Raw genomic sequence first — 21,392 nt, forward strand, 5'->3', positions numbered from 1 at the left:
GGCGAAGGAGAAGCAGATGACCAGCATGCAGTTCGGACTCTTCACGGTCGGTGACGTCACTCCCGACCCGGTGAACCAGACGACCCAGACCGAGCACGAGCGCATCAAGAACACGATCACGATCGCCAAGAAGGCCGAGGAGATCGGCCTGGACGTGTTCGCGACCGGCGAGCACCACAACCCGCCGTTCGTGCCGTCCTCACCGACCACGACGCTCGCCTACATCGCGGCGCAGACCGAGAAGCTCATCCTCTCGACCTCGACGACCCTGATCACCACGAACGACCCGGTCAAGCTCGCCGAGGACTACGCGACGCTCCAGCACCTGGCCGACGGCCGCATGGACCTGATGCTCGGCCGCGGCAACACCGCACCGGTCTACCCGTGGTTCGGCTATGACGGAAGCAAGGCGGTCGAGCTGACGATCGAGCACTATCAGCTGCTGCGTCGCCTCTGGGACGAGGAGGTCGTCGACTGGGAGGGCCAGTTCCGCACGCCGCTGCAGGGCTTCACCGCGACGCCGCGGCCCCTCGACGGGGTGCCGCCGTTCGTGTGGCACGGCAGCATCCGTACGCCCGAGGTGGCCGAGCTCGCCGCGTTCTACGGCGACGGCTACTTCGCCAACAACATCTTCTGGCCCAAGGAGCACTACATCCGGCTGATCAACTTCTACCGGCAGCGCTACCAGCACTACGGCCACGGCGAGCCGGAGCAGGCGATCGTCGGGCTCGGCGGCCAGTTCTTCATCCGCAAGAACAGCCAGGACGCCGTACGCGAGTTCCGCCCCTACTTCGACAACGCCCCGGTGTACGGCCACGGCCCGTCGCTCGAGGACTTCACGGCGCAGACGCCGCTGACGGTGGGCAGCCCGCAGGAGTTCGTCGAGAAGACCCTGACGTTCGCGGACTACTTCGGCGACTACCAGCGTCAGCTGTTCCTCGTCGACCACGCCGGCCTGCCGATCAAGATCGTCCTCGAGCAGCTCGACCTGCTGGGTGAGGTGCTGCCGACCCTGCGCGCCGAGTTCGACGCGCGCCGGCCGGCGAACGTACCGGACGCCCCGACGCACGCGGCTCGCGTCGCGGCCCGGAATGCGGCGACCGGTTCGCTGGTTGAGCCTGTCGAAGCCACCACTGAAGAGGTGAACGCATGACCAGGATCGTGGCCATCTCAGCCGGACTGAGCGACCCGTCGACGACGCGCATGCTCGCCGACCGGCTGGCCGAGTCCGTGCAGCGGCAGTCCGGCGACGTGTCGGTGGAGGTCGTGTCCCTGCGTGAGCTCGCGCACGAGATCACCGACGCGACGCTCACCGGGTTTGCGCCGCCGCGCCTGCAGGACGCGATCGACAAGGTCGTCGCGGCCGACGGCCTGATCGCGGTCACGCCGATCTTCAAGGCGTCCTATCCCGGGCTGTTCAAGTCGTTCGTCGACGTGCTCGAGGCCGACGCCCTGATCGGCAAGCCCGTCCTGCTCGCCGCGACCGGCGGCACCGCCCGCCACTCGCTGGCGATCGACCACGCGCTGCGGCCGCTGTTCGCCTACCTGCAGGCCCTGATCGTGCCGACGGGCGTGTTCGCCTCGCCGTACGACTGGGGCACGGATGGCACGAACGCGCTGGGTCAGCGCATCGACCGGGCCGCCGGAGAGCTGGTGAGCCTGCTCAAGGGCGCCGGCACCGGTCGCGGTCCGTCGGACGACATTGACCTGTTCAGCGACACGTTCCTGTCGATCTCCCAGCCCCGCTGATCAGTCGCGGCTGAATTCGGCCGCCCACCGGCTGATGGCCGGATCGTTGGCGTCGACGATGCGCTCGAGCGAACGTACGACCAGGTCCGTGCCGAACGACTCGACCTCGGCGCGATCCAACGGCCACGGCGGCCCGTCGGTCTCCTCGCCGTCGTCGCGTGCCGCCGCCATGACGAACAGCGTGCCGCCGGGCGCGACGAGACTGCGTACGCCGGAGATCGCCGCAGGGCGGAGGTCGATGGGCAGGGCCTGCACGTTCATGCTCTCGACGACGAGGTCGAACGCTCCGCTCCACTCGTCGGGCAGGGCCAACAGGTCGGCGACGCGATAGTCGACCGGCGATCCGGCATGTCGCTGCCGGGCCTCACCGATCGCCGTCGGCGAGATGTCGAAGCCCGTGGTGCGATAGCCGTGCCGCGCGATCAGCTCGGCGTCCCGGCCGTAGCCACACCCCACGACGACCGCTGACCGGCCCTCGCCGTCGCCGGGACGAGCGGTGATCCACTCCTGGACGAGCTGCGACGGCGCCTCGCGGTCCCACGGCACGGTGGCCAGCCCGTCGGCGGCCTCCGCGTACAGCTCCTCGAACCACGCCGTGGGCTCGCCCGCCGACGCGAGCTCTCGGGTGCGGGCGTCGGGATCGCCGGTGCTCATCGTGTTCCTTCGGCGGTGGCGTCGAGGACGCGCAGGATGTTGTCACCCATGAGCTTGGCGAGGTCGACGCTCGACCAGCCGCGCTCGGCGAGCCGGTCGATCAGCAGCGCATGCCCGGTGACGTCGCCCATGCCCTCGGGGAACGTCGCGACGCCGTCGTAGTCGCTGCCCAGCCCGATGTGGTCGACGCCGGCCACCTCGCGGGCGTGCTCGACGTGGGCGACGACATCGTCGACGGTCGTGCGCGGCGCCGGTGTCGAGCGGTCACCGAACGACCAGTCGGCCGAGTCCTGGTTCACGAAGTAGGGCACGTACGCCACCATGACGACGCCGCCGTTGCCGGCCAGCCGCTCGAGGACGTCGTCCGGCACGTTGCGCGGATGGTCGGTGACCGCCTGGCACGAGGAGTGGCTGAAGATCACCGGCGACGTGGTCGCGTCGAGGGCGTCATGCATGGTCGTCGCCGCGACGTGTGACAGGTCGACCAGCATGCCGAGCCGGTTCATCTCCGCAACGACCTCACGACCGAAGTCGGTCAGCCCGCCGTGCACCGCTTCGTCGGTGGCCGAGTCGGCCCAGGGGGTGTTGTCGTTGTGGGTCAGGGTCATGTAGCGCACGCCGAGCCGGGCGAAGTCGCGCAGCACGGCGAGCGAACCGTCGATGCTGTGCCCGCCCTCGGCGCCGAGCAGCGACGCGATGCGCCCGGACCGCCACGCCCGGCGTACATCGTCGCCGCTCCAGGCGTACGCGAGCTCGTGGGGGTAGCGGGCGATCAGGCGGTGCACGAAGTCGATCTGCTCCAGCGTGTACGTGACGGCGTCCGCGCCCTGCTGCTCGCACGGCGCGTAGACCGACCAGAACTGTGCGCCGACCCCGCCGCGCCGCAGCCGAGGCAGGTCGGTCTGGTAGACGCCGGTCAGGTCGGTGTCGAGCTCCTCGACGGAGTACGCGCGCTGGTCACGGGCCTCCCAGGCGAGGTCGTTGTGCCCGTCGACGAGGGGCGCGAGGCTGAGCGCCTCGATCGCGGCGGGTTGCCCGACGAGCACGGAGGAGCGGTCAGTCACGGTAGAGCCCGAGCTCTGACGCGAGGCGCTGGCGTTCGGCGAACCGGCGGTTGGCACCCTTCGCGCTGGCGGTCGACAGCGTCGCCAGGAGGTCGATGACCATCGCGACGACGGCGGGCGAGACCTCGGGGGTCTCGGGGTGCATGCTCAGGTCCTCGTCGACGTGGGCGTAGCCGGCGGTGTCGTCAGGACCGATGACGATCACCTCGGTGGCACGCGCGGCGAGCGGGTTGGTCTCGGAGTCGGTGATCAGCACGAGCGATCCGCCGGCGTCGACGAATGGCAGCGCGGTGTCGATCGTGTAGCCCCGGAACCGCCGCAGCGACAGCACGATCATGACGTCGCTCGCGCGTACGTCCGACAGGATGTCGAGCGGCCGGACGATCGTGCCGTCGACGAGGGTGACCTGGGCGAGCGAGTTGCTGAGCTTGGCCGCCAGCAGCGAGGCGTACGTGAAGGACGTCGCTGCGCCGAGCACGAACCGTCGTCGCGCCCCGGTGATGCGGGCCGCGGCCGCCTCGACCATGGGGTCGTTGAGCGCCCACTCGAGGCCGGCTTCGAACTCCTGGCGGTGCGCGTCGATCAGCCGCGACTTGAGAATCGTGGCGGATCGCGGCGCTCGGCTCGTGTCCGGACGTGTGGTCATGAGCTCAGCCTTCCTGACGAGGTGAGGGACGGGGAGTGCGGGTCCTCGGTGGCGCTCAGCTGCAACGACGGGGAATCTCCGGCGAGCAGCGCACCGCGTACGCCGAGCGGGATGCTGTGCGCGCCGGGACCGTGGCCGAAGCCGAGCTCGCCGACCATGGGGATGCCCAGCGGGCCGAGGACCTCGAGGCACAGGGCGTGAATCTCCTCGACCGGCGAGCACTTCGCCCAGCTGCCGAGCGCGACGCCGGTGACGCCGTCGAACCAGCCCGACCGGAGCAGGGTGTGGAGGTAGCCGTCGATCCGGTAGGTCGACTCGGTGAAGTCCTCGAGGAGGGCGATGCAGCCGGTGTTGTCGAGCGGCGGACGGCCGCGCGCGCCGGTCGTCATCGACAGCAGCGAGAGGTTGCCGCCGATGAGCCGCCCCTCGGCGTGGCCCTCGACCAGCGTGACCGCGCTCGCCGACGTCCAGGCGCTGACCGACTCGGGCTCGAGCACGGCGGTGCGCAGGGCCTCGCGGGCGACCTCGTCGTTGACCATGACGTCCGTGCTCAGCATCGGGGTGAACCACGTCGGCACGCCCAGCTGCTCGCGGATCCACTCGTGCAGCGCCGTGATGTCGGAGCTGCCGTAGAGCGGCTTCGGCTCGGCGGCGGTCATGGCCTCGCGATCGAGCAGGTCGAGCACTCGCACGGCACCGTAGCCGCCGCGGATGCAGAAGACCCCGGCGATGTCCGGGTCGCACCACGCCTGCTGCACGTCGTCAGCGCGTACGCGGTCGTCGCCGGAGAGGTAGCTGGCGCGAGCGTGAGCCGCGGTGGCGCTCGGATACGTGACCGGGTGCAGCCCCCACGACTCGACGAGCTCGAGCGCGGTCGTCAGCAGGTGGGGCGGGATCGGGCCGGCGGGCGCGACGAGCGCGACTCGGTCGCCGGGCCGGATCCTCATCGCAGGCCCAGCTTGGACGGCACCACGACGAGCAGCGACTTGGTGTAGTCGTGCTGAGGGTCGAGCAGGACCTGTTCCACCGGTCCATTCTCGACGATGCGGCCCTGATGCATCACGACAACGCGGTCGGCGATGTTCCAGGCCAGCCCGAGGTCGTGCGTGATGACGAGGGCGCCGAGCCCGAGGTCGCGCCGCAGCTGCAGCAGCAGCGCGAGGATCTCGCCGCGCACGGAGGCGTCGAGGCTCGCAACCGGCTCGTCGGCGACGAGGTAGGTCGGGTCGAGCGCGAGTGCGCCGGCGATGACGACGCGCTGGCGCTGGCCGCCGGACAGCTCCTGCGGGATCGCCGCGAAGAACCGCTCGGGCGGCGTCAGCTCGGCCCGGGTCAGCGCGCGGATGACCCGTTCACGCTCGTCGTCGAGCCCGTGGATGCGGATGCCCTCGGCCACCGCTTCGTAGACGGTGTGCTTGGGGTTGAGCGACGCGGTCGGGTCCTGCAGGACGTACTGGACCTGGCGCCGGTACGCCTTGAGGGCCGCGCGCCGGTGCGGCAGCGGCTTGCCCTCGTGGAGCACGTGGCCGCTGGTCGGCTTCTGCAGCCCGAGGATCGTCCGTGCGAGGGTCGTCTTGCCCGAGCCGGACTGGCCGACGAGGGCGACGATCTCGCCGGAGCCGCAGGTCAGGTCGACGTGGTCCACCGCGCGTACGTGCTGGCCGCGTGACCGGAAGTCGACCACGAGGTCGCGGACCTCGAGGACCGCGTGCTCCGCGGTGACCGGAGCAGCCCCTTCGGCGTGCACGGCTTGCGAGCCCACGACGAGGCGGGACGAGGGGTCGCCGATGATCGGGAACGCGGCAGCCAGCTCCTTGGTGTGCTCGTGCGTCGGGGCGGTGAGGATCTGCTGCGCGTTGCCCTGCTCGACGATGCGGCCGTTCCGCATCACCACGATCCGGTCGCACACCGCGGCGAGCACCGCGAGGTCGTGGCTGATCATCACGAGCGTCAGCTCGCGATCGCGGACGAGCCCGTTGAGCACGTCGAGCACCTGCGCCTGCACGACGACGTCGAGCGCCGTGGTCGGCTCGTCGGCGATGATCAGCTCGGGGTCGCAGGCCAGCGCCATGGCGATCATGACGCGCTGCCGTTGACCGCCGGAGAGCTCGTGCGGATAGGCGCGGCCCTTCGCGGGGGTCAGGTCGACCAGTGCCAGCAGCTCGTCGACCCGGCGCAGCCGCGCCGCCGAGTCGGGGAACTCCTTGGTGCTGTGCAGTGCGAGCGCCTCGGCGACCTGATGGCGTACCTGCCGGACGGGGTTGAGCGAGTGCATCGCGCCCTGGAAGACGATCGCGGCCTCGGTCCATCGCACGGCGCGCAGCCGGCCCCAGGTCATGTCGGAGACGTCCTCACCCTGCAGCACGATGCGTCCCTCGATGCGGGCGGTCCGCGGGAGCAGGCGCAGGACCGACATGGCGAGCGTCGACTTGCCGCAGCCGGACTCGCCGGCAAGACCCACGGTGCCGCCGCGCTCGACCTCGAGGCTGACGCCGTCGACCGCGACGTTGCCGCCGGCGTACGTGATGCGGACGTCGTCCCAGACGAGCGTCGGTGTCTCCTCGGTCATCAGCGGGACCTCAGCGTCGGGTTGAGGACGGCCTCGAGGCCGCGACCCACGAGGGTGAAGCACAGCACGACGATGACGATCGCAATGCCGGGGGCGAGGACGAACCACCAGTAGCCGGCGGTCGCCGCACCCGTGTCGAGCGCGGTCTTGAGCATCGAGCCCCACGAGAACGTCGTGGGATCGCCGAGACCGAGGAACGCCAGCGTCGACTCGAGGATGATCGCCTGCCCGACCACCAGCGTGGTGTTGGCCATGACGAGCGGCAACACCGACGGGAACACGTGCTTGCCGATGATGTGCACGTCGCCGGCGCCGAGCGCGCGAGCCCGCTCGATGTAGGGCCGGGTCTCGATCGTCAGCGTCTGTGCGCGTACGACTCGGGCCGTGTGGGCCCAGCACGTCACGCCGATCGCGATGATGATCGTCGACAGGCCGCGGGACAGCACGGCCGACAGCACGATCGCCAGCACGAGGCTCGGGACGACGAGGAAGAAGTCGATGATCCGCAGCACCACGGCGCGGATCACGCCGGTGAAGTGGCCTGCTGCCATGCCGAGCGTCGTGCCGATGATCATGGCCATCGCCGTGGCCGAGAAGCCCACGAGCAGAGATGCCCGCGACCCCCAGAGCAGCAGCCCCAGGACGTCGCGACCGGACGGGTCGGTGCCGAGCCAGTGCCCGCCGCTGGGCGACTCGTTGCCCCGCGCGGTCACCTTGGTGACGTCGAGGCGGTCCATCGGCATGAGCACCGGAGCCAGCAACGCGAGCACGATGATCAGGAGCAGCAGCACGGCGCCGATCACCGCCGACGGGTGCGAGCCGATCTCGCGTACGACCTCGGTGAACCGTGCACGGCGGCGGGCCAGGATCGCCGCCCGTCCCGACGTCGTCATGAGGACTTCAATCGTGGGTCGAGGACGCGGTAGAGCAGGTCCGCGATGAAGTTCATGACGATCACTGCGGCGGAGAACACCACGAAGCACCCCTGCACCAGCGGGAAGTCCGGCGCGCTGAGCCCCTTGTACATCAGGTAGCCGAGGCCCGGCCAGGAGAACACCGTCTCCACCGTCACGGTGCCGGCGATCAGCAGGCCGAGGGTCAGGAAGATCAGGGTCACGGTCGGCAGCAGCGCGTTGGGCACGGCGTGCCGCGTACGTACGAGGTCCTCGCGCAGGCCCTTGGCGCGAGCCGTGGTGAGGTAGTCGGCCGACATCTCCTCGAGCACCGAGGCGCGCATGACCATGAGGTACTGCGCATAGATCACCGCGACCATCGTGACGACCGGCAGCACGAGGTGGTGGGCCACGTCGAGCACGTGCGCCATGCCGGTGTCGGTCGACGCGGCCGTGCTCATGCCGCCGGTGGGGAACCAGCCGAGACCGCCGCCGAAGACGAGCAGCAGCAGGAGGCCGAGCCAGAACGTCGGCACCGACCAGAACACCAACGCGACGCCGGTGTGGATCTTGTCGAACCAGCTGCCGCGCCGCCACGCCGCCTTCTGGCCGAGCCACAGGCCGAGGGCGACCGAGATGATCGCCGCGGTGCCGGTGAGCAGCAGCGTCGGGCCGATGTAGTCGCCGATCAGGTCGGTGACGGGGCGCCGATAGACGTACGAGGTGCCGAGGTCACCCGTGAACAGGTCGCGGACGAAGCGCCAGAACTGCACGAGCAGCGGCTGGTCGAGGCCCATCTCCTGGCGGAGCCGCTCGACCTCGCCGGGACTGACCTGGCGGCCGCGGGTCATGTTGATCGCCGGGTCGCCGGGGATGATCCGGAACATGAAGAACCCGAGCACCACGACCAGCGCGAGGCTGATGAGCGCACCGCCGGCCTTGAGTGCGAGGTACCGCGGCAGCGAGGACCCCCTCGTGTCCTCGCTGTCCGCGGGGACCGTCTCGATGACGGTCATGTCTCACTCCCTGTCTTGGGCCGTGCTGCGTCGGCGCGAGGCCACGATGGCGCCTCCGGCCGCCGCGATCACCACGATGGCACCCACCGGGATGACCCAGCCGGGCAGCCCACCGTCGTCGTCCGACGCGCTGTCGGAGCCGGCGGGCTTGGCCCCGTAGAGACCCCAGTAGCCGTTCTGGTTGAGGATCACGCCGCCCTTCTCGGGCTGCAGGCCGAAGCCGGTGAAGTGGTCGCTGCGGTAGGCCTCGAGCGGCTTGATGTACCAGATCGGGTCGCTGACGTACGCGTCGTAGAGGATGCTGAACGCCTTCTTGACCAGCTCCTGGCGCTTGCCCTCGTCGAGCTCGGCGTGCTGCGCCTTGAAGGCCGCGTCGAACTCCGGCGAGCACCAGTTGTTCTCGCTCGTGTTGCCCGAGCCGTCGGCGTTGGGCCGCGACGCGCAGGTGTTCATCGCCAGCTGGTTGTCGGGGTCGGGGCCGAGGCTCCAGCCGGTGAAGTACAGGTCGTACTTGCCGAGCGTCGAGTCCTCGTTGACCTTGTCGGGCGTGACCATCGAGACGTCGAGGCCGATGCCGATCTCCTTGAACCAGCTCGTCAGGAAGTCGGCCATCTGGGCGTGCGCCGGCTCCGTGTTGCGGCCCATGAGGCGGAACTTCAGCGGCTTGCCGTCCTTGTCCTCGCGGATGCCGTTGGAGCCCTTCTTGTAGCCGGCCTCGTCGAGCAGCTTGTTGGCGCCGTCGAGGTCGAAGGGGACCTCCTGGTAGCCGTCGGCGAAGCCGAAGAAGTTCTCGTACGACTTGGGCACCTCGGTCTGGCCGAGGTCGCCGAGTCCCTGGAGGACGCGGTCGAGCAGCGTCTTCTTGTCGACCGCCATGAAGATCGCCTTGCGGAGCTTGGGGTCCTTGAGTGCCGGGTTGCCGTCGCCCATGGGCTTGCCGTCGATGTCGATCGCGCCGGGGTTGATCGCGAGCGCCTGGTAGCGGCGACCGATGCCGGCGTGCCGCGCGATGTTCTTGGCGCCCTTGAGCGAGTCGTACTGAGCCGGCGTCAGGCCGTCGGCGATGTCGACCTCACCGGACTTGAGTCCCTGCACCGCGGCGTCGGAGTTCTTGTAGGCCACGTACGTGACGCCGGAGACCTTGGGCTCGCCGCGCCAGAAGTTGGGGTTGGCCTTGAGCTGCACGGACTGACCGGTCTTGTAGGACGTGATCGTGAACGGTCCCGAGCCGACGACGTCCTTGTCGGCGGCGAACTTGGCGGCGTCCTGCCTCTCCCAGACGTGCTTGGGGACGATCGGGATCTCCTGGCCGGGGTTGGGCGCCTGCGCGGACTTGAGCGTCATGACGACGGTCTGCGGGTCGGTGGCCTTGACGTCGGCGATGTTGGTGACCAGGCCGCCGTTGGCCGCCTGCAGCGCCGAGGTCTTCATGATCGAGGTGTAGGTGTAGACGACGTCGTCGGCGGTGATCGCCTTGCCGTCGGACCACTTGCGGTCCTTGGGGATGTGGAACGTCCAGGTGATGCCGTCCTCGCTGGTCTCCCACTTGTCGGCGACGCCGGCGTCGGGCTCGCTGTTGCGGCCGTAGCCGACGAGCGCCTCGTACTGGTAGCGGTTGATGCCGGTGCTCTGCAGCAGGACCGCGGTGAACGGGTTGAACGTGTCGATGTCGTTGAACATCGCGACCTTGATGGGCTTCGAGTCGTCAGCGGCGTGCGCCGGTGTCGTCACGGCGAGTCCGGCGAGGGTGAGGAGTGCGGCCACCGCGACCCCCGTGAGTGTCCGGAGGAGGCGTGGGCGAGACGTGGTGATCATGGGTCCCCGATCCTGGAGTGCCTGGGTGCCGAGTCGTCCCGGCACCCTTCGCACTGTTCAGCAGGGCTGGGTCGATGTCAATGATTTTCGCAGGATACGTAACACAACTTTCACACGCTGAGCGTGAATGATCGAAAAACTGGACCGATCTGGTCACCGTGGTGCACAGTAGGCTGCCTGATGTGTTCCGCAAATCTGCGGACATCGCGTGGGGGAGGAGTCAGCCGTGGCCGAGCGCCCCGATGTCGTCTCCCTGCTGCAGACCCTGCTGAGGTTCGACACCACCAACCGTGCGCCGGGCGACGCCGAGGGCGAGCTCGCGGCGGCGGTCTGGATCCACGACCAGCTCAAGCTCGCCGGCCTCGAGCCGGTCATGCTGGCGCGCGACGACGCACCGGAGCGCGCCAATGTGGTCGTACGCGTGCCGGGCACGGACCCGTCGCTCGAGGGGCTGCTGGTGCACGCGCACCTCGACGTCGTACCGGCTGAGCCCGAGCAGTGGAGCTTCGACCCGTTCGGCGGCGATCTCGTGGACGGCTACGTCACCGGTCGCGGCGCGATGGACATGAAGGACATGGCGGCGATGACCCTGGCGGTGCTGCTCGACTGGGCCGCCTCCGGCGCCCGGCCGCGGCGCGACGTCGTGGTCGCGTTCGTCGCCGACGAGGAGACCGACGGGGCGTACGGCGCGCAGTGGCTCGTCGACGCGCACCCCGACCTGTTCGCCGGCGTGGCGGTCGGCATTGGTGAGTCCGGTGGCGTCGTCGAGTCCTACGCCGGCGTCGACGGTCCGGTGCGGCTCGCCCGGATCGCGGCCGGTGAGCGCGGCACGCTGCACCTCAAGCTCACGGCGACCGGCAGCTCAGGGCATGCCTCGCGGCCGGCGGAGGGCAGCGCCGTGCTCGCGCTCGTCGACGCCCTGCACCGCATCGGCCACCACGATTGGCCGCTGCACATGTCGCCGCTGGTGCGCGCACAGCTCGAGCAGACGGCTGCCGCCCTGGGCCTCCCGGCGGACCTCGATGACGACGACGGCGTGCTGCGCACGATCGCCTCGCTGGGCGACGCCGCCGACGTCGCGCTCTTCACGGTGCGTGCTTCGACGACGCCGACGGTCGTGCGCGCGGGCTACAAGGTCAACGTCGTGCCGGGCCTTGCTGAGGCGGAGGTTGACGTACGCTGCCCGCCCGGGTTCGAGGACGAGCTGCTTGCCGCGCTGCCGGGCCTCATCGGCGACGGGGTCACGTTCGAGCACTCGGTGCGGGAGCCGTCGGTGCAGGCGCCTATCGACGGGGCCTGGTTCGACGCGATGGTCGCCTCGATCCAGCACGTCGACCCGTCCGCGGTCGTCATCCCCGGCTGCCTCGGCGGGGGCACGGACGCCAAGGCGTTCAGCCTGCTCGGCATCGCCTGCTACGGCTTCGCGCCGGCGACGGCCGATCCCGAAGGCCGTCGACGCTCGGGCATACACGGGGTCGATGAGAGGGTGCCGGTGTCGTCGCTGCGCGGTGGCCTGGAGATCCTGGCGCACTTCCTCGCTACGGTGTGACGCGTGCGCCTGCCACCGCTGTCCGACGACGTCGAGTGGTCGGTGTGCGTACGCGATGTGGTCTCGTCGCGAGTGTTGGCTGCGGTGTCTGCTGATCGCGTCCTGCGTACCGCCAGCATCGGCAAGCTGTTCCTGCTGATCGAGATCGCCCGTGCCGCTGCTGCCGGTGAGCTCGACCTCGCCGAGGAGGTCGCGCGTACCAACGAGGACCTCGTCGCCGACTCCGGCCTCTGGCACCTGATGAGCCGCGACGCGTTCACGATCGACGACCTCTGCTGGCTCGTCGGCGGGTTCAGCGACAACCTCGCAACGAACGTCCTGGTGCGTCGCATCGGAGTCTCCGCCGTGGGTGCGACTTCGGAGTCGCTGGGCTTCGTACGTTCGGCGCTGCTCGACCGGGTCCGGGACGATCGTTCGCCGGAGGATCCGTGGACGCTGTCGGCCGGCAACGCCGAGGAGCTCTCCGACCTCATGGCTCGTCTCCGCCGTGGCGACATCGTCTCTGCGTCGGTGAGCTCGCGCGTGCTCCGGTGGGTCGCAGCGAACGCCGACCTCTCGATGGTCGCCGCTGCGTTCGGCCTCGATCCTCTCGCGCACGCCGAACCCGATCGCGGCGTCACGCTCGTCAACAAGACCGGCACGATCAGCACGGTCCGCGGTGATGTCGGTGTCGTCTCCGGCCCTGCGGCGTTCGTTGCGTACGCGGTGCTGGCGAGCTGGCCTGACGACGCCGCCGCCGACCCGCGCGACCGCGTCCTCGCCGAGATGGCAGCGATCGGCGCCACCATCCGTACGCACATCGGCGCCTGAGGGCCGGATTCGGCTGGCGTCACGGCTTCCGGTAACCTCGTCCGCGGTGGCGTGTCCGAGCGGCCGAAGGTGCATCACTCGAAATGATGTGTGGGCTCAAACCCACCGTGGGTTCAAATCCCACCGCCACCGCACGATGAAGACCCCCGATTTTGCTGTCGCTGCAGCAGGGTCGGGGGTTTTCCACTGTCTGGAGCGCACGTTCACAGACGCGCTGTCTCGGAAATGTCACACCGGTACGGGTGCTGGACACTTAACTGCTGTGAGCAACTTTCTAGACGTGCGGCACCGAGAGCTGGCGTTCGAGCGGGTGTGGCGGACCGAGATGCCGCGCGTGTTCAACTACGCGGCCCGCCATGTTGGCGCCTCGGAAGCCCATGATGTCGCTGCCGAGACCTTCACGATCGCGTGGCGCCGGTGGGACGACATCACCGATCCGCCCTTCGCGTGGTTGCTGGGGGTGGCGCGCCACGTCGTGAGCAATCACGTACGCACGTTGCAGCGCGGCCGGCGCCTGGAGGACCGGGTCCGGCTGCTCACGGCAGTCAGCGCCAACAGCGCGGCGAACATCGACTTCGCAGCACGCCTGGAGGCGCTCAGCCGATTGGCCGCTCTCGGGGAGAAGGAGCGCGAGGCCTTGCTGCTGACCGCTTGGGACGGCCTGACTGCGGAGGAAGCCGCGACGTTGCTCGGCATCAAGCCGGCCGCCCTCCGCAAACGCATCAGCAGGGCACGGGCAGCGATCGACGCTGCCGAGGTCGCCCAGGCTGCCGACACCGATCCAGAGGAGAAGCCGTGAACAGGCACATCGTTGACGCGCTACGCCCCGAGCTGCCCGACCTCGACCCCTACTGGGAGGCCGAGACCGTCCGCGCGATCCTCGAGGATCGGACGGGCGGCGCCACCGCAGACCGTCCCGTACGGCGACGCCTGGTGAGCGCCACGCTGATCGCCGCCGCCGTCGCGGTGTTCATCGGCGGTGTCGCGGTGGCCAGGCACGCTCTCCCATCCGATGACGTGCGTCCCGCCAAGCCGATCCAGGACAAGATCCAGAAGATCGACCCGTCGAAGGCCACGAAGCTGAAGCTGGGCGACACGCTCGACGTCGCCGCGGACCTCCCCAAGACGTACAACGGCGACGACGTCTTGTTCTCCGGGTTCGCTGGGAGCAAGGCCCTGGTCGGATCGGCGACGCAGGTTCAGGACGAGTCCGCGCCCAACGCGAAACCCCTCATGCCGTCGCACCCTGTGCTGTACGAGCTCGACACCAAGACCTTCACCGTTCTCGACGACCGCGACCGTCCGGAACCCACGCAGATTCTCAATGCGTCCGGTGACGGGGAGACCGTCGTCTGGGCCGAGCTGGTCGGCGTGAGCCCCAGCACGACCGGTTTCGCGATCTACTCGTACGACCGGCGAACGGGTGGGGTCACCACCCTCGACGCGTTCGACGACCCGAACGGAGAGATCATCTACGGCGACGACCTCGCCCTCGCGGGCGACATGGCGTACTTCAGCACGTTCGCCAACCCAGCGAAGAAGGGACGAGGTGTCTACGCGGTCCCGGTCGACGGGTCCAGGCCTCCCAGCTTGATCGCGGAGGGCGGCGAGGCGGTACGCATCTCCGGCGACACGCTGACCTTCCACCTCAGAGACCCGAAGGCCAACGAGGGGGATCGGAGGTACTTCACGTACGACCTGCGCACCGGGGAGACGACGCCAGTTCCCGTCAGCTCCCACGCCGGCGACCCGCGGTTCTGCGGGGCGGAACTCACCCCTGCCTGGGAGACGTGGTGCATCGGCGGTGACTTGAACGACGGCGTTCCTGCCGAACCTGCGATCCTCACCATCAAGGAGGCGTCGGGCCGCACCACGAGGTTCGCGCCGTTCAACGTGGGGTCGGCCGACTTCCCGGTCCCGCACGATGTCATCGCTCTCGGTCCATGGACCGGCATCGCGGTGACGACGGAAAACGGCCACGAGCGCGAGTTCCTGGTCGACCTCGAGACCAAGGAGGTCAAGGTCTTCCCGGACAACACGTCGTTCATCGCCCTGAGTCCCGATCGCTCCGAGGCGCTCATCAGCTCCTTCGCGAGCAAGGGGCGGGGCCCGCAGCGCATCGTCCAGATCCCCGAGAGCTGACGGGGGTCGTCGCTACCGCGGCACGTAGTACGACGTGCTGCCGGTGGCGGCGGCGATCGTGTTGGAGCCCGAGTAGCTGAGCCTGTAGTAGTGCTTGCGGCCAGTCCTCGGCTTGCTGATCGTGATGACGGCCTTTCCGCTGCGGAGGGCGACGCGTGCCTTGATCGTGTGGGTGCCCTCCTTCACGGTGACGGTGCCGCCGGGGCTGGTCACGCCGGGCACGGTCACCCGGACCGTCAGCGTGAGACGCTTCTTCGACCGTGAGTAGCTGCCGCTCGCGGTGACCTTGGACGACCGCTTCACGGCCGTGGTCGCCGTGGAGGTCTCGGTGCCCGACTTGTCCAGTGCGATCGCCGTGACCTCGACGGTGAGCGCCTTGCCGACATCGGCCGTCACGGGCTTGTACGTCTTGCCCGTTCCAGCGTGCACGCCGCCGGCGAACCACTCGTACGAGAACTCGGTGGTGGCGTTCAGGCTCCACGATCCCGGCGACGCGGTCAGGGTGGCACCCACGACCGGGCTGCCGGAGATGGTCGGCGTGACGTACGCGGTGAGCTGGTCGCTCAGGACCTGGCTGACGCCGGCCGTCGACGCCCCGCTCTTGACGACCACGGGGGTCGCGTCGGCCAGCGAAGCGGAGTCGTGCCAGAAGGCGCGGATGAACTTGCTCCCGCCGCCGTCAGAGGAGGAGAAGCGGACGTAGTAGGTCCCCGGCCGCAGCGAGACGGTCTCGTACGTCCCGTCAGGGTTCGCGTTCGGGACGATGGCGGCCTGCTCGCCGTCGGAGTTGTAGAACGTCACGGTGCGGTTGGTGATGGGCACGGTGCTGGTCAGCGCACCGGAGATCCCGCCGTTGCGGGTGACCGTCACCGCTCCCACGTCGTGCGAGCCCGAGTCGACCGTGACCGTCGTGGCGCGGGCCAGGGTCGGCTGGTCGCCCGAGTAGCGGAGGCCGTAGCCGAACGTGTCGAAGGGATCGAAGCTCGGGTCGATCGGGTTGGCCACGAAGCCGTCCTGGTACTGGAGCTTGTAGGTGCCTGGCGCGGGCGGCGGAGCGCCGAAGACGCCCGTCGACGAGTACATCAGGAACAACCCGTTGCGGTCGGTGATCGCCAAGCCGCCGGTCTGGTTGTCGGCGGTCGACTTCGCCATCACCGCGACCCCGCGTGCCGGCTTGCCCGACGCGTCGTAGACGTGGCCGAAGAGCTTGACGTCGAACATGGAGTTGTCGCGCAGGGCGAGGGCGAAGTCGGCGACGGCACGCGTCTCGCCGTCGGTCAGCTGGGTCAGGTGTTTCCACGGTCCGTCGTTGTAGGTGATGTACGGGTCGTACACGAAGACGTCCACGGTCCCGGCCGGCACTCCCTGAAGCTTGTACGTTCCGTCGGTGCCCGTGAGGGCCTGGATCTGGCCGCCTCCTCCGGTGTTGATGTAGACCTGCATGCGGTCGATGGGCGTCCCGTCGGTCGTCACGACCCGCCCGGTGAGGGTGGCACCCGCCGCAGCGGCGGGTTGAGCGACGGCGACCAAGCCGGCGAGGGCGACGAGCAGCGCGACAACCATGCTCGCGAGGCGCGTGGTGCGCGAAGCCGGGCGGTCAAGGGTGGTGGATGTGGGCATGACGACCTCTGGGAGCGAAGGGGACCGAGGCGTCGAACCTAGCCGCGCGGGCGCCCTCAGTCGTCAGTGCTGGCACGTACGACGCCGGGGCGAACCGACAGGGCTCAGTCGGCGGCCGATCCGATGAGGGAGAGCTCGTCCCGGTCGATGAGGACCGCGCGCCCGGGCCCAGCGGGCACGATGTTCCAGACGTCGGGCATGGACCGCGACCCGGTGACGTGCCCCGTCTTCGAGTCGACGACCAGGATCGTGCGACCGTTGAGGCGTTCATCGCCGGCGAAGAACGGGTTGTGGCCCCGGCCGGCGTCCGAGAGCACGACCGCCGCACCGTGCGCCGTCGACACACCAGGGATGCCGTCTCCCGGGCTGTGGAGCTCCCAGAGCTTCTTGCCGGTGTCGGGGTCCCGCCCGGTCAGCTGCTGGTGGTTCCGTTGCACGACGACATCGGCCCCGGGCACGCCGACCCTGGCGTCCTTGTCACTGTTGAACTGCTCGAGGCCCCCGACGATCTTCCAGTGCCCGGTCTCGGCGTCGATCATGTAGGACTGGATGATGCGATCGTCGCTCTCCGGGCGATCGTCGTCGACATCGCCGTAGACACGAGTCCCAAGCACCACTGCTGAGATGGAGAGGCACGGCGTCTCGGCGGTCCAGTCGACCTTCCCGTCGATGCTGACGCCGTGTGAACGGCACATCTTCGAGCTGCCGGCCGATGCGGTCTGCGACACCACGATCTTGCGGGTGATGACGGGGACCGACGCGGAGTAGTCGATCGTCGCAGTGACGTCACCGTCGTCGGCCGCGACGACCTGAGCCGTACCGCCGAAGCCCGGCTCGGTGTCGATCACGGCGGCCTCGGGCAGCCGTCGGGGATCGCCGTCGGACGAGTCGGCCTCCTGGCGCTCGAACAGGGCTCTCGACTCGAAGCCCTTCGACTCCCACCGCTGCTTGCCGTCCGGTCCGATGCCCACGTACGTGCAGGACGTGACCTCTGCCTTGGTCGTGCACCGCGGGGCGGCGAGCACGCCGTGGCTCGACGCGAGGACGTTCTCCAGGTCCAGGCCCATGAGGTAAACGTGGCGCTTCTGCATCTCGGACCGCCAGAGCTCGCGGCCGTCCGGCGACAACCACGCGGCCTGGTCACCTTCGGTGCGGCCCGACCTGACGAGCACGTGGCCGTCAGCGGCGACCTTGAGCTCCGCGATGCGGCTGATGCCGTCGAACGTCCACAGGATCTTGCCGGTCCTCAGGTCCAGCGCATGCAGGCCGTCGTAGTCGGTGAACAGCATGCGGTTGCCGTCCACGTAGGGGTGGTCGGCGATGCCGTCGGTCGCGGTGGTCCAGCGCGGGCTTCCACTCCGCTCCGCCTCCGCGAGCCGCCACGGTGTGACGATCGAGGCCGCGAGCACCAGGACGATCACCGCGTGGCCCAGCACGCGCTGCCGGCCGTCGGTCAGGATGAACGCCGCCCGTACGGCAGCGAGCGCGGCGACCCCGAGGGCGACGAGGTAGACCGTCAGGTTCGGCCTCCAGACGACACACGCCACGGCGATGGCGATGGCGATCAGCACGATGGCGAGCCAGGGGCGGGCGTGTCGCCGCGTGATGGAGGCGTAGTCAGGAGCGTCCGGCATGTGTCCTCGTGGGTCAGATGGGGACAGGCCGACCGCGGTCGCATCGCGACCTCGCCCCCGGGCGGTGACTCATTGTCGCACCTGGGTCATCTCGCCCGGGCACCCACGTTTGCCGACGCCTTGGAGCGGCGAGTCATCCTTGCGGCACGGGCCGGCCGCCCGCATGACCTTCGTGGTGAGCAAGGGGTGGTGACGGGTGACCCGTACGTCTGGACCGACGAGGGTGGCCGGCTCATGACGAGCCGCCGGAGCGAGTACGAGTGGAACAGCTTCCACGACGGGCCCGCGATCCGCATCTACCCGCAGGGTGGGCTCAAGCTGATCAGGTTCTCCGGCTACGACTCGTGGACGACGATCCTCCCGGGCCTGGTCGGGATCATCGGATTCCTGAGCAACAAGCTCTTCTTCCGCGGCCGATGGGTCGTGGAGGTGCGGGAGTCCACCCGCTCCGACGTCGACGAGGACGGGGCACGCTTCGTCGTACGCGATCGCGCGGCAGCCGACGACTGCGTCACGGAGGCGAACGCGTGGTTCGGCACGCACCGCTCCCTCGCGGGCTTCGTGCCGACTGCCGGCAGGGCTGAGCTACTTGGGCTGGAACGCGCCGGCGAGCAGGCGCGGCTCGATCCCGGGCGTCGGGAGGCCGACGGCGTACCGGTAGATCAACGCCCGGGCGTACGTGCCCACCGCTCCGATGAGGCTGCCGACGAAGACAAGCGCGAGGCCACCGACAACGGCCAGAGCCATGCCGACGACGAGCACCCCGGGGCCACCGGCGAAGATCATGCAGAGGCCGACCCCGAGCGCGATCGACGGGACGAGCCACAACCCGAGCACCAGCACGCCGCCGCGAAGGGCTGTGCGCAGGCTCGTGCCCCAGGTGTCACGCAGCACGCGGCCAGAGCGCTTGATCGCCGTGATGGGGCCGACGTCCTCGGTGACGAGCACCGGCACGACGACGAACGTCGCGACGCTCCAGGCCAGCCCGCCGAAGAAGTTGAGCAGCGACCCGAGGAAGCCGAGCTTGTCGTGGATGAGCTGGAGCACGAATCCGACCGTCGCGGTGACGACGGACCAGGCGAGGATCTTGCCGCGGAACTTCCACGCCTCCTGCAGGCATCCCCGCGTCGTGGGCTCGCCACCGTCCGCACGTTGGTTCGCACCGATGACCAAGGCGACCTGGAAGAAGACGGAGACGATCGTCGCACCGAGGCCGGCGAGGGCGAGGCCGGCGTAGTAGGCGATCTTGCCTTCCTCCTGGCCGTTGACGTACCAGCCGAGACCGTAGCCGGGCACGAAGAACACGGCGGCAGCGATGATGCCGGACACGGAGCTGACGAACGGGAGCACGAGCATGCCCTTGTCCTGGCGGAGGAGGTCGTACGTGGCCTTCAGCAGCTCTTTGCCATTGGGGTTCGACATCGGCGCTCCTCGGACTGGGCGTTCTCAGTCCGATGGTTGCACGGTGAGCCGGACGCTGCGAGCGCTATTCGGGAACCGTCTCGAGCTCCGGCGTGACCGGCTCTGCCCGGTGCGCGCCCTCGACATCGGTGTGGCTCACCGCGAGGTACGCGACAAGGGCCGCGAAGATCACCAGGGCGATGCCGGTGACCGTGCCGTCACCCCAGCCGAGGCCGCCCGACGAGTGCGGCTTGCCGAGCCAGTCGGCGACCGAGGCGCCGAGCGGGCGGGTCAGCACGTACGCCGCCCAGAACGCGCCGGTGGCGTTGAGGCCGAGCCGCCAGAGCACGTACGGGACGAGGATCAGGACTCCGAAGAGCGCGATCGACCAGGCGAAGCCGAGGCCCACCTCGATCGCGGTCGTGTCGCCGACGGCGGTGCCGAGGCCGAACGTCAGCAGGACCGCGCCCCAGTAGAACCGCTCGCGGCGGCTGGAGGTGATGGAGTGGACCGACAGCGTGCCCTCGCTCTGCCTCCACCACGCGAGCAGGCCGACCAGCAGCGCGAGATAGATCGCGGAGTCCACGGCGTACGGCGTGCCGAGGACGACGTGCGGGCCGTCGGCGATCATCGTGCCGAACAGTGCGACGCCCAGGACAGTGACCCAGTAGCGCACCGGGTGGTACGTCTCGGCACGCAGCTGCAGCCACAGGACGACGAAGAAGCCGCCGATGCCGATCGCCGCAGCCAACGGGATGCTGACGGTGCCGAGGAAGTCGGACCCCGCCTCGCCCATGCCGGTCGTGAGCAGCTTGACGACCCAGAACAGGAGGAAGACCTCGGGGACCTTGGGCGCGCGGAAGGTTCGGACTGGCATGCCTTCAGATGCTAGGCGGCCTCACCTGACTGCCACCTGACCCGCTCACTCAGCAGGCTTGCGGCTGCCGTCGTCCTCGAACTCGACGTCGCCGAAGTCGATCGGGCGCGCAGCGTTGGCCAACGCGGTGACCATGGCCGTACCCAGTGGGCCGGCGCGATCGAAGACCTCGACGGTGCCCACGGCGATTCCGTCGTGCTCGACACGGTCCGTCACGGACAGGCCGATCTCGCGGCTGACCGGAGGGCGGGCAAGCGCGAGGGTGATGTCGGTGTTGATGAACTTCACGCCCTCGGTGCCCCAGTTGACCACCATGCTCGTGCCGTCGGCGATGCTGGCGACCGACTGGAACGGCGTACCTTCCTCACCCTCGACGACGGGCAGGCCGGCCTGCCAGGTCTGCTTGCGGCCGGAGTTCTGGTGGTCGGGGAACGACTGGGACCAGGGCGAGTCGCTGACGAAGTGCGGCACCCGCGGCTCGTCGCTCACGGGGACGAGGTCCTCCGGCGGCGGCTGCGGGCGTTCGACCGGAGACCACACATCCCCCTTGGGCGTCTCGGTCGCCAGCAGGAAGATGCAGCTGGCACGGGCGACGCGTACGCCCTCCTGCATCAGTGACGCGTCGATCAGGCAGATGCGCCGCCCCTCGCGGACGACCTCCGTCTCGACCGTGCACGGTGCCATCGTGGCCGGTTGGAACAGGTCGACGGTGTAGCGCGCGGGGTGCAGGTCGGTGCGGCCGAGCGCGGCGAGCTGCAGCTCCAGCGCGCGGGCGAGGGCACCGCTGATCGCGACGCCATGCATCTGGTCGTGCTTCCACATGCTGCGGGCGATCTCGGCCGGGACGAGCCGGTCGCCGTCGAGAGTGAACATGGCCAGGGACATGGGATAAGCCTGTCAGGTGCGTCAGGCAACAGATCCGCCTGGTACCCAAAGACTAGAACGTGTTCCAG

General features: G+C 69.3%; 19 protein-coding genes and 1 tRNA gene. 7 read left to right on the top strand and 13 right to left on the bottom strand.

Annotated features, from left to right (window positions below; genetic code table 11):
- Positions 1-25: 25 nt before the first annotated feature.
- The gene (locus ASE12_RS12580) at positions 26-1,153 is read left to right on the top strand and encodes an LLM class flavin-dependent oxidoreductase (protein ID WP_056404819.1); all 1,128 of its coding nucleotides are present in this window, start codon (positions 26-28) and stop codon (positions 1,151-1,153) included.
- Positions 1,150-1,749, top strand: a complete 600-nt coding sequence (locus tag ASE12_RS12585; RefSeq protein ID WP_056401047.1) for an FMN reductase — start codon at positions 1,150-1,152, stop codon at positions 1,747-1,749. Before ASE12_RS12580 ends, ASE12_RS12585 begins: the two co-directional genes overlap by 4 nt.
- Here the strand turns inward: ASE12_RS12585 and ASE12_RS12590 are convergent, their stop codons facing one another.
- The 8 genes from ASE12_RS12590 to ASE12_RS12625 are packed head-to-tail and all read right to left on the bottom strand — an operon-like array spanning position 1,750 to position 10,406.
- Entirely contained in the window at positions 1,750-2,403 is a 654-nt protein-coding gene (locus tag ASE12_RS12590; RefSeq protein ID WP_056401051.1) for a bifunctional 2-polyprenyl-6-hydroxyphenol methylase/3-demethylubiquinol 3-O-methyltransferase UbiG, read from the bottom strand.
- Positions 2,400-3,467, bottom strand: coding sequence for a dipeptidase (locus tag ASE12_RS12595; protein ID WP_235508901.1), 1,068 nt, complete (start codon positions 3,465-3,467; stop codon positions 2,400-2,402). The genes ASE12_RS12590 and ASE12_RS12595 overlap by 4 nt, the downstream gene beginning before the upstream one ends.
- A complete protein-coding gene (locus ASE12_RS12600; protein WP_056401056.1) occupies positions 3,460-4,113 on the bottom strand; it encodes a MurR/RpiR family transcriptional regulator in 654 nt (217 codons plus the stop codon). The genes ASE12_RS12595 and ASE12_RS12600 overlap by 8 nt, the downstream gene beginning before the upstream one ends.
- Entirely contained in the window at positions 4,110-5,060 is a 951-nt protein-coding gene (locus ASE12_RS12605) for an LD-carboxypeptidase (RefSeq protein WP_056401059.1), read from the bottom strand. The genes ASE12_RS12600 and ASE12_RS12605 overlap by 4 nt, the downstream gene beginning before the upstream one ends.
- Entirely contained in the window at positions 5,057-6,682 is a 1,626-nt protein-coding gene (locus tag ASE12_RS12610) for an ABC transporter ATP-binding protein (protein WP_056401063.1), read from the bottom strand. The genes ASE12_RS12605 and ASE12_RS12610 overlap by 4 nt, the downstream gene beginning before the upstream one ends.
- Entirely contained in the window at positions 6,682-7,575 is an 894-nt protein-coding gene (locus ASE12_RS12615) for an ABC transporter permease (RefSeq protein WP_056401066.1), read from the bottom strand. The genes ASE12_RS12610 and ASE12_RS12615 overlap by 1 nt, the downstream gene beginning before the upstream one ends.
- The gene (locus tag ASE12_RS12620; protein ID WP_056401070.1) at positions 7,572-8,591 is read right to left on the bottom strand and encodes an ABC transporter permease; all 1,020 of its coding nucleotides are present in this window, start codon (positions 8,589-8,591) and stop codon (positions 7,572-7,574) included. The genes ASE12_RS12615 and ASE12_RS12620 overlap by 4 nt, the downstream gene beginning before the upstream one ends.
- A gap of 3 nt (positions 8,592-8,594) precedes the next feature.
- Positions 8,595-10,406, bottom strand: a complete 1,812-nt coding sequence (locus ASE12_RS12625) for an ABC transporter substrate-binding protein (protein WP_056401074.1) — start codon at positions 10,404-10,406, stop codon at positions 8,595-8,597.
- Positions 10,407-10,632: 226 nt separating this feature from the next.
- Between ASE12_RS12625 and ASE12_RS12630 the strand changes: the two genes are divergently transcribed.
- From ASE12_RS12630 to ASE12_RS12650, 5 genes are all read left to right on the top strand, one after another.
- On the top strand, positions 10,633-11,955 hold the full coding sequence (locus ASE12_RS12630; protein ID WP_056401077.1) for a M20/M25/M40 family metallo-hydrolase: 1,323 nt from the start codon (positions 10,633-10,635) through the stop codon (positions 11,953-11,955).
- Positions 11,956-11,958: 3 nt separating this feature from the next.
- Entirely contained in the window at positions 11,959-12,765 is an 807-nt protein-coding gene (locus ASE12_RS12635; RefSeq protein WP_056401080.1) for a serine hydrolase, read from the top strand.
- A 45-nt stretch (positions 12,766-12,810) separates the two neighbouring features.
- Positions 12,811-12,897: transfer RNA gene (locus ASE12_RS12640), tRNA-Ser, on the top strand.
- Positions 12,898-13,027: 130 nt separating this feature from the next.
- Entirely contained in the window at positions 13,028-13,564 is a 537-nt protein-coding gene (locus ASE12_RS12645) for an RNA polymerase sigma factor (protein WP_162255487.1), read from the top strand.
- Positions 13,561-14,907 (top strand): hypothetical protein, encoded by a 1,347-nt coding sequence (locus ASE12_RS12650; protein ID WP_056401086.1) that lies wholly within the window; start codon positions 13,561-13,563, stop codon positions 14,905-14,907. The genes ASE12_RS12645 and ASE12_RS12650 overlap by 4 nt, the downstream gene beginning before the upstream one ends.
- Positions 14,908-14,919: 12 nt before the next feature.
- Here the strand turns inward: ASE12_RS12650 and ASE12_RS12655 are convergent, their stop codons facing one another.
- From ASE12_RS12655 to ASE12_RS12680, 5 genes are all read right to left on the bottom strand, one after another.
- A complete protein-coding gene (locus tag ASE12_RS12655; protein ID WP_082582245.1) occupies positions 14,920-16,527 on the bottom strand; it encodes a carboxypeptidase-like regulatory domain-containing protein in 1,608 nt (535 codons plus the stop codon).
- 104 nt (positions 16,528-16,631) lie between these two features.
- Positions 16,632-18,161 carry a PQQ-binding-like beta-propeller repeat protein gene (locus ASE12_RS12660; protein ID WP_056401091.1) on the bottom strand — a complete coding sequence of 510 codons (1,530 nt, stop codon included), beginning with the start codon at positions 18,159-18,161 and terminating at the stop codon, positions 16,632-16,634.
- Between the two features lie 585 nt (positions 18,162-18,746).
- Positions 18,747-19,583, bottom strand: coding sequence for a DUF6159 family protein (locus ASE12_RS12670; protein ID WP_056401096.1), 837 nt, complete (start codon positions 19,581-19,583; stop codon positions 18,747-18,749).
- A gap of 64 nt (positions 19,584-19,647) precedes the next feature.
- A complete protein-coding gene (locus ASE12_RS12675; protein ID WP_056401098.1) occupies positions 19,648-20,439 on the bottom strand; it encodes a hypothetical protein in 792 nt (263 codons plus the stop codon).
- Positions 20,440-20,484: 45 nt separating this feature from the next.
- Positions 20,485-21,324, bottom strand: coding sequence for a thioesterase family protein (locus tag ASE12_RS12680; RefSeq protein WP_056401101.1), 840 nt, complete (start codon positions 21,322-21,324; stop codon positions 20,485-20,487).
- Positions 21,325-21,392 lie beyond the last annotated feature (68 nt).

Origin of the sequence: Aeromicrobium sp. Root236 (assembly GCF_001428805.1) — a bacterium.
Classification (GTDB): domain Bacteria; phylum Actinomycetota; class Actinomycetes; order Propionibacteriales; family Nocardioidaceae; genus Aeromicrobium.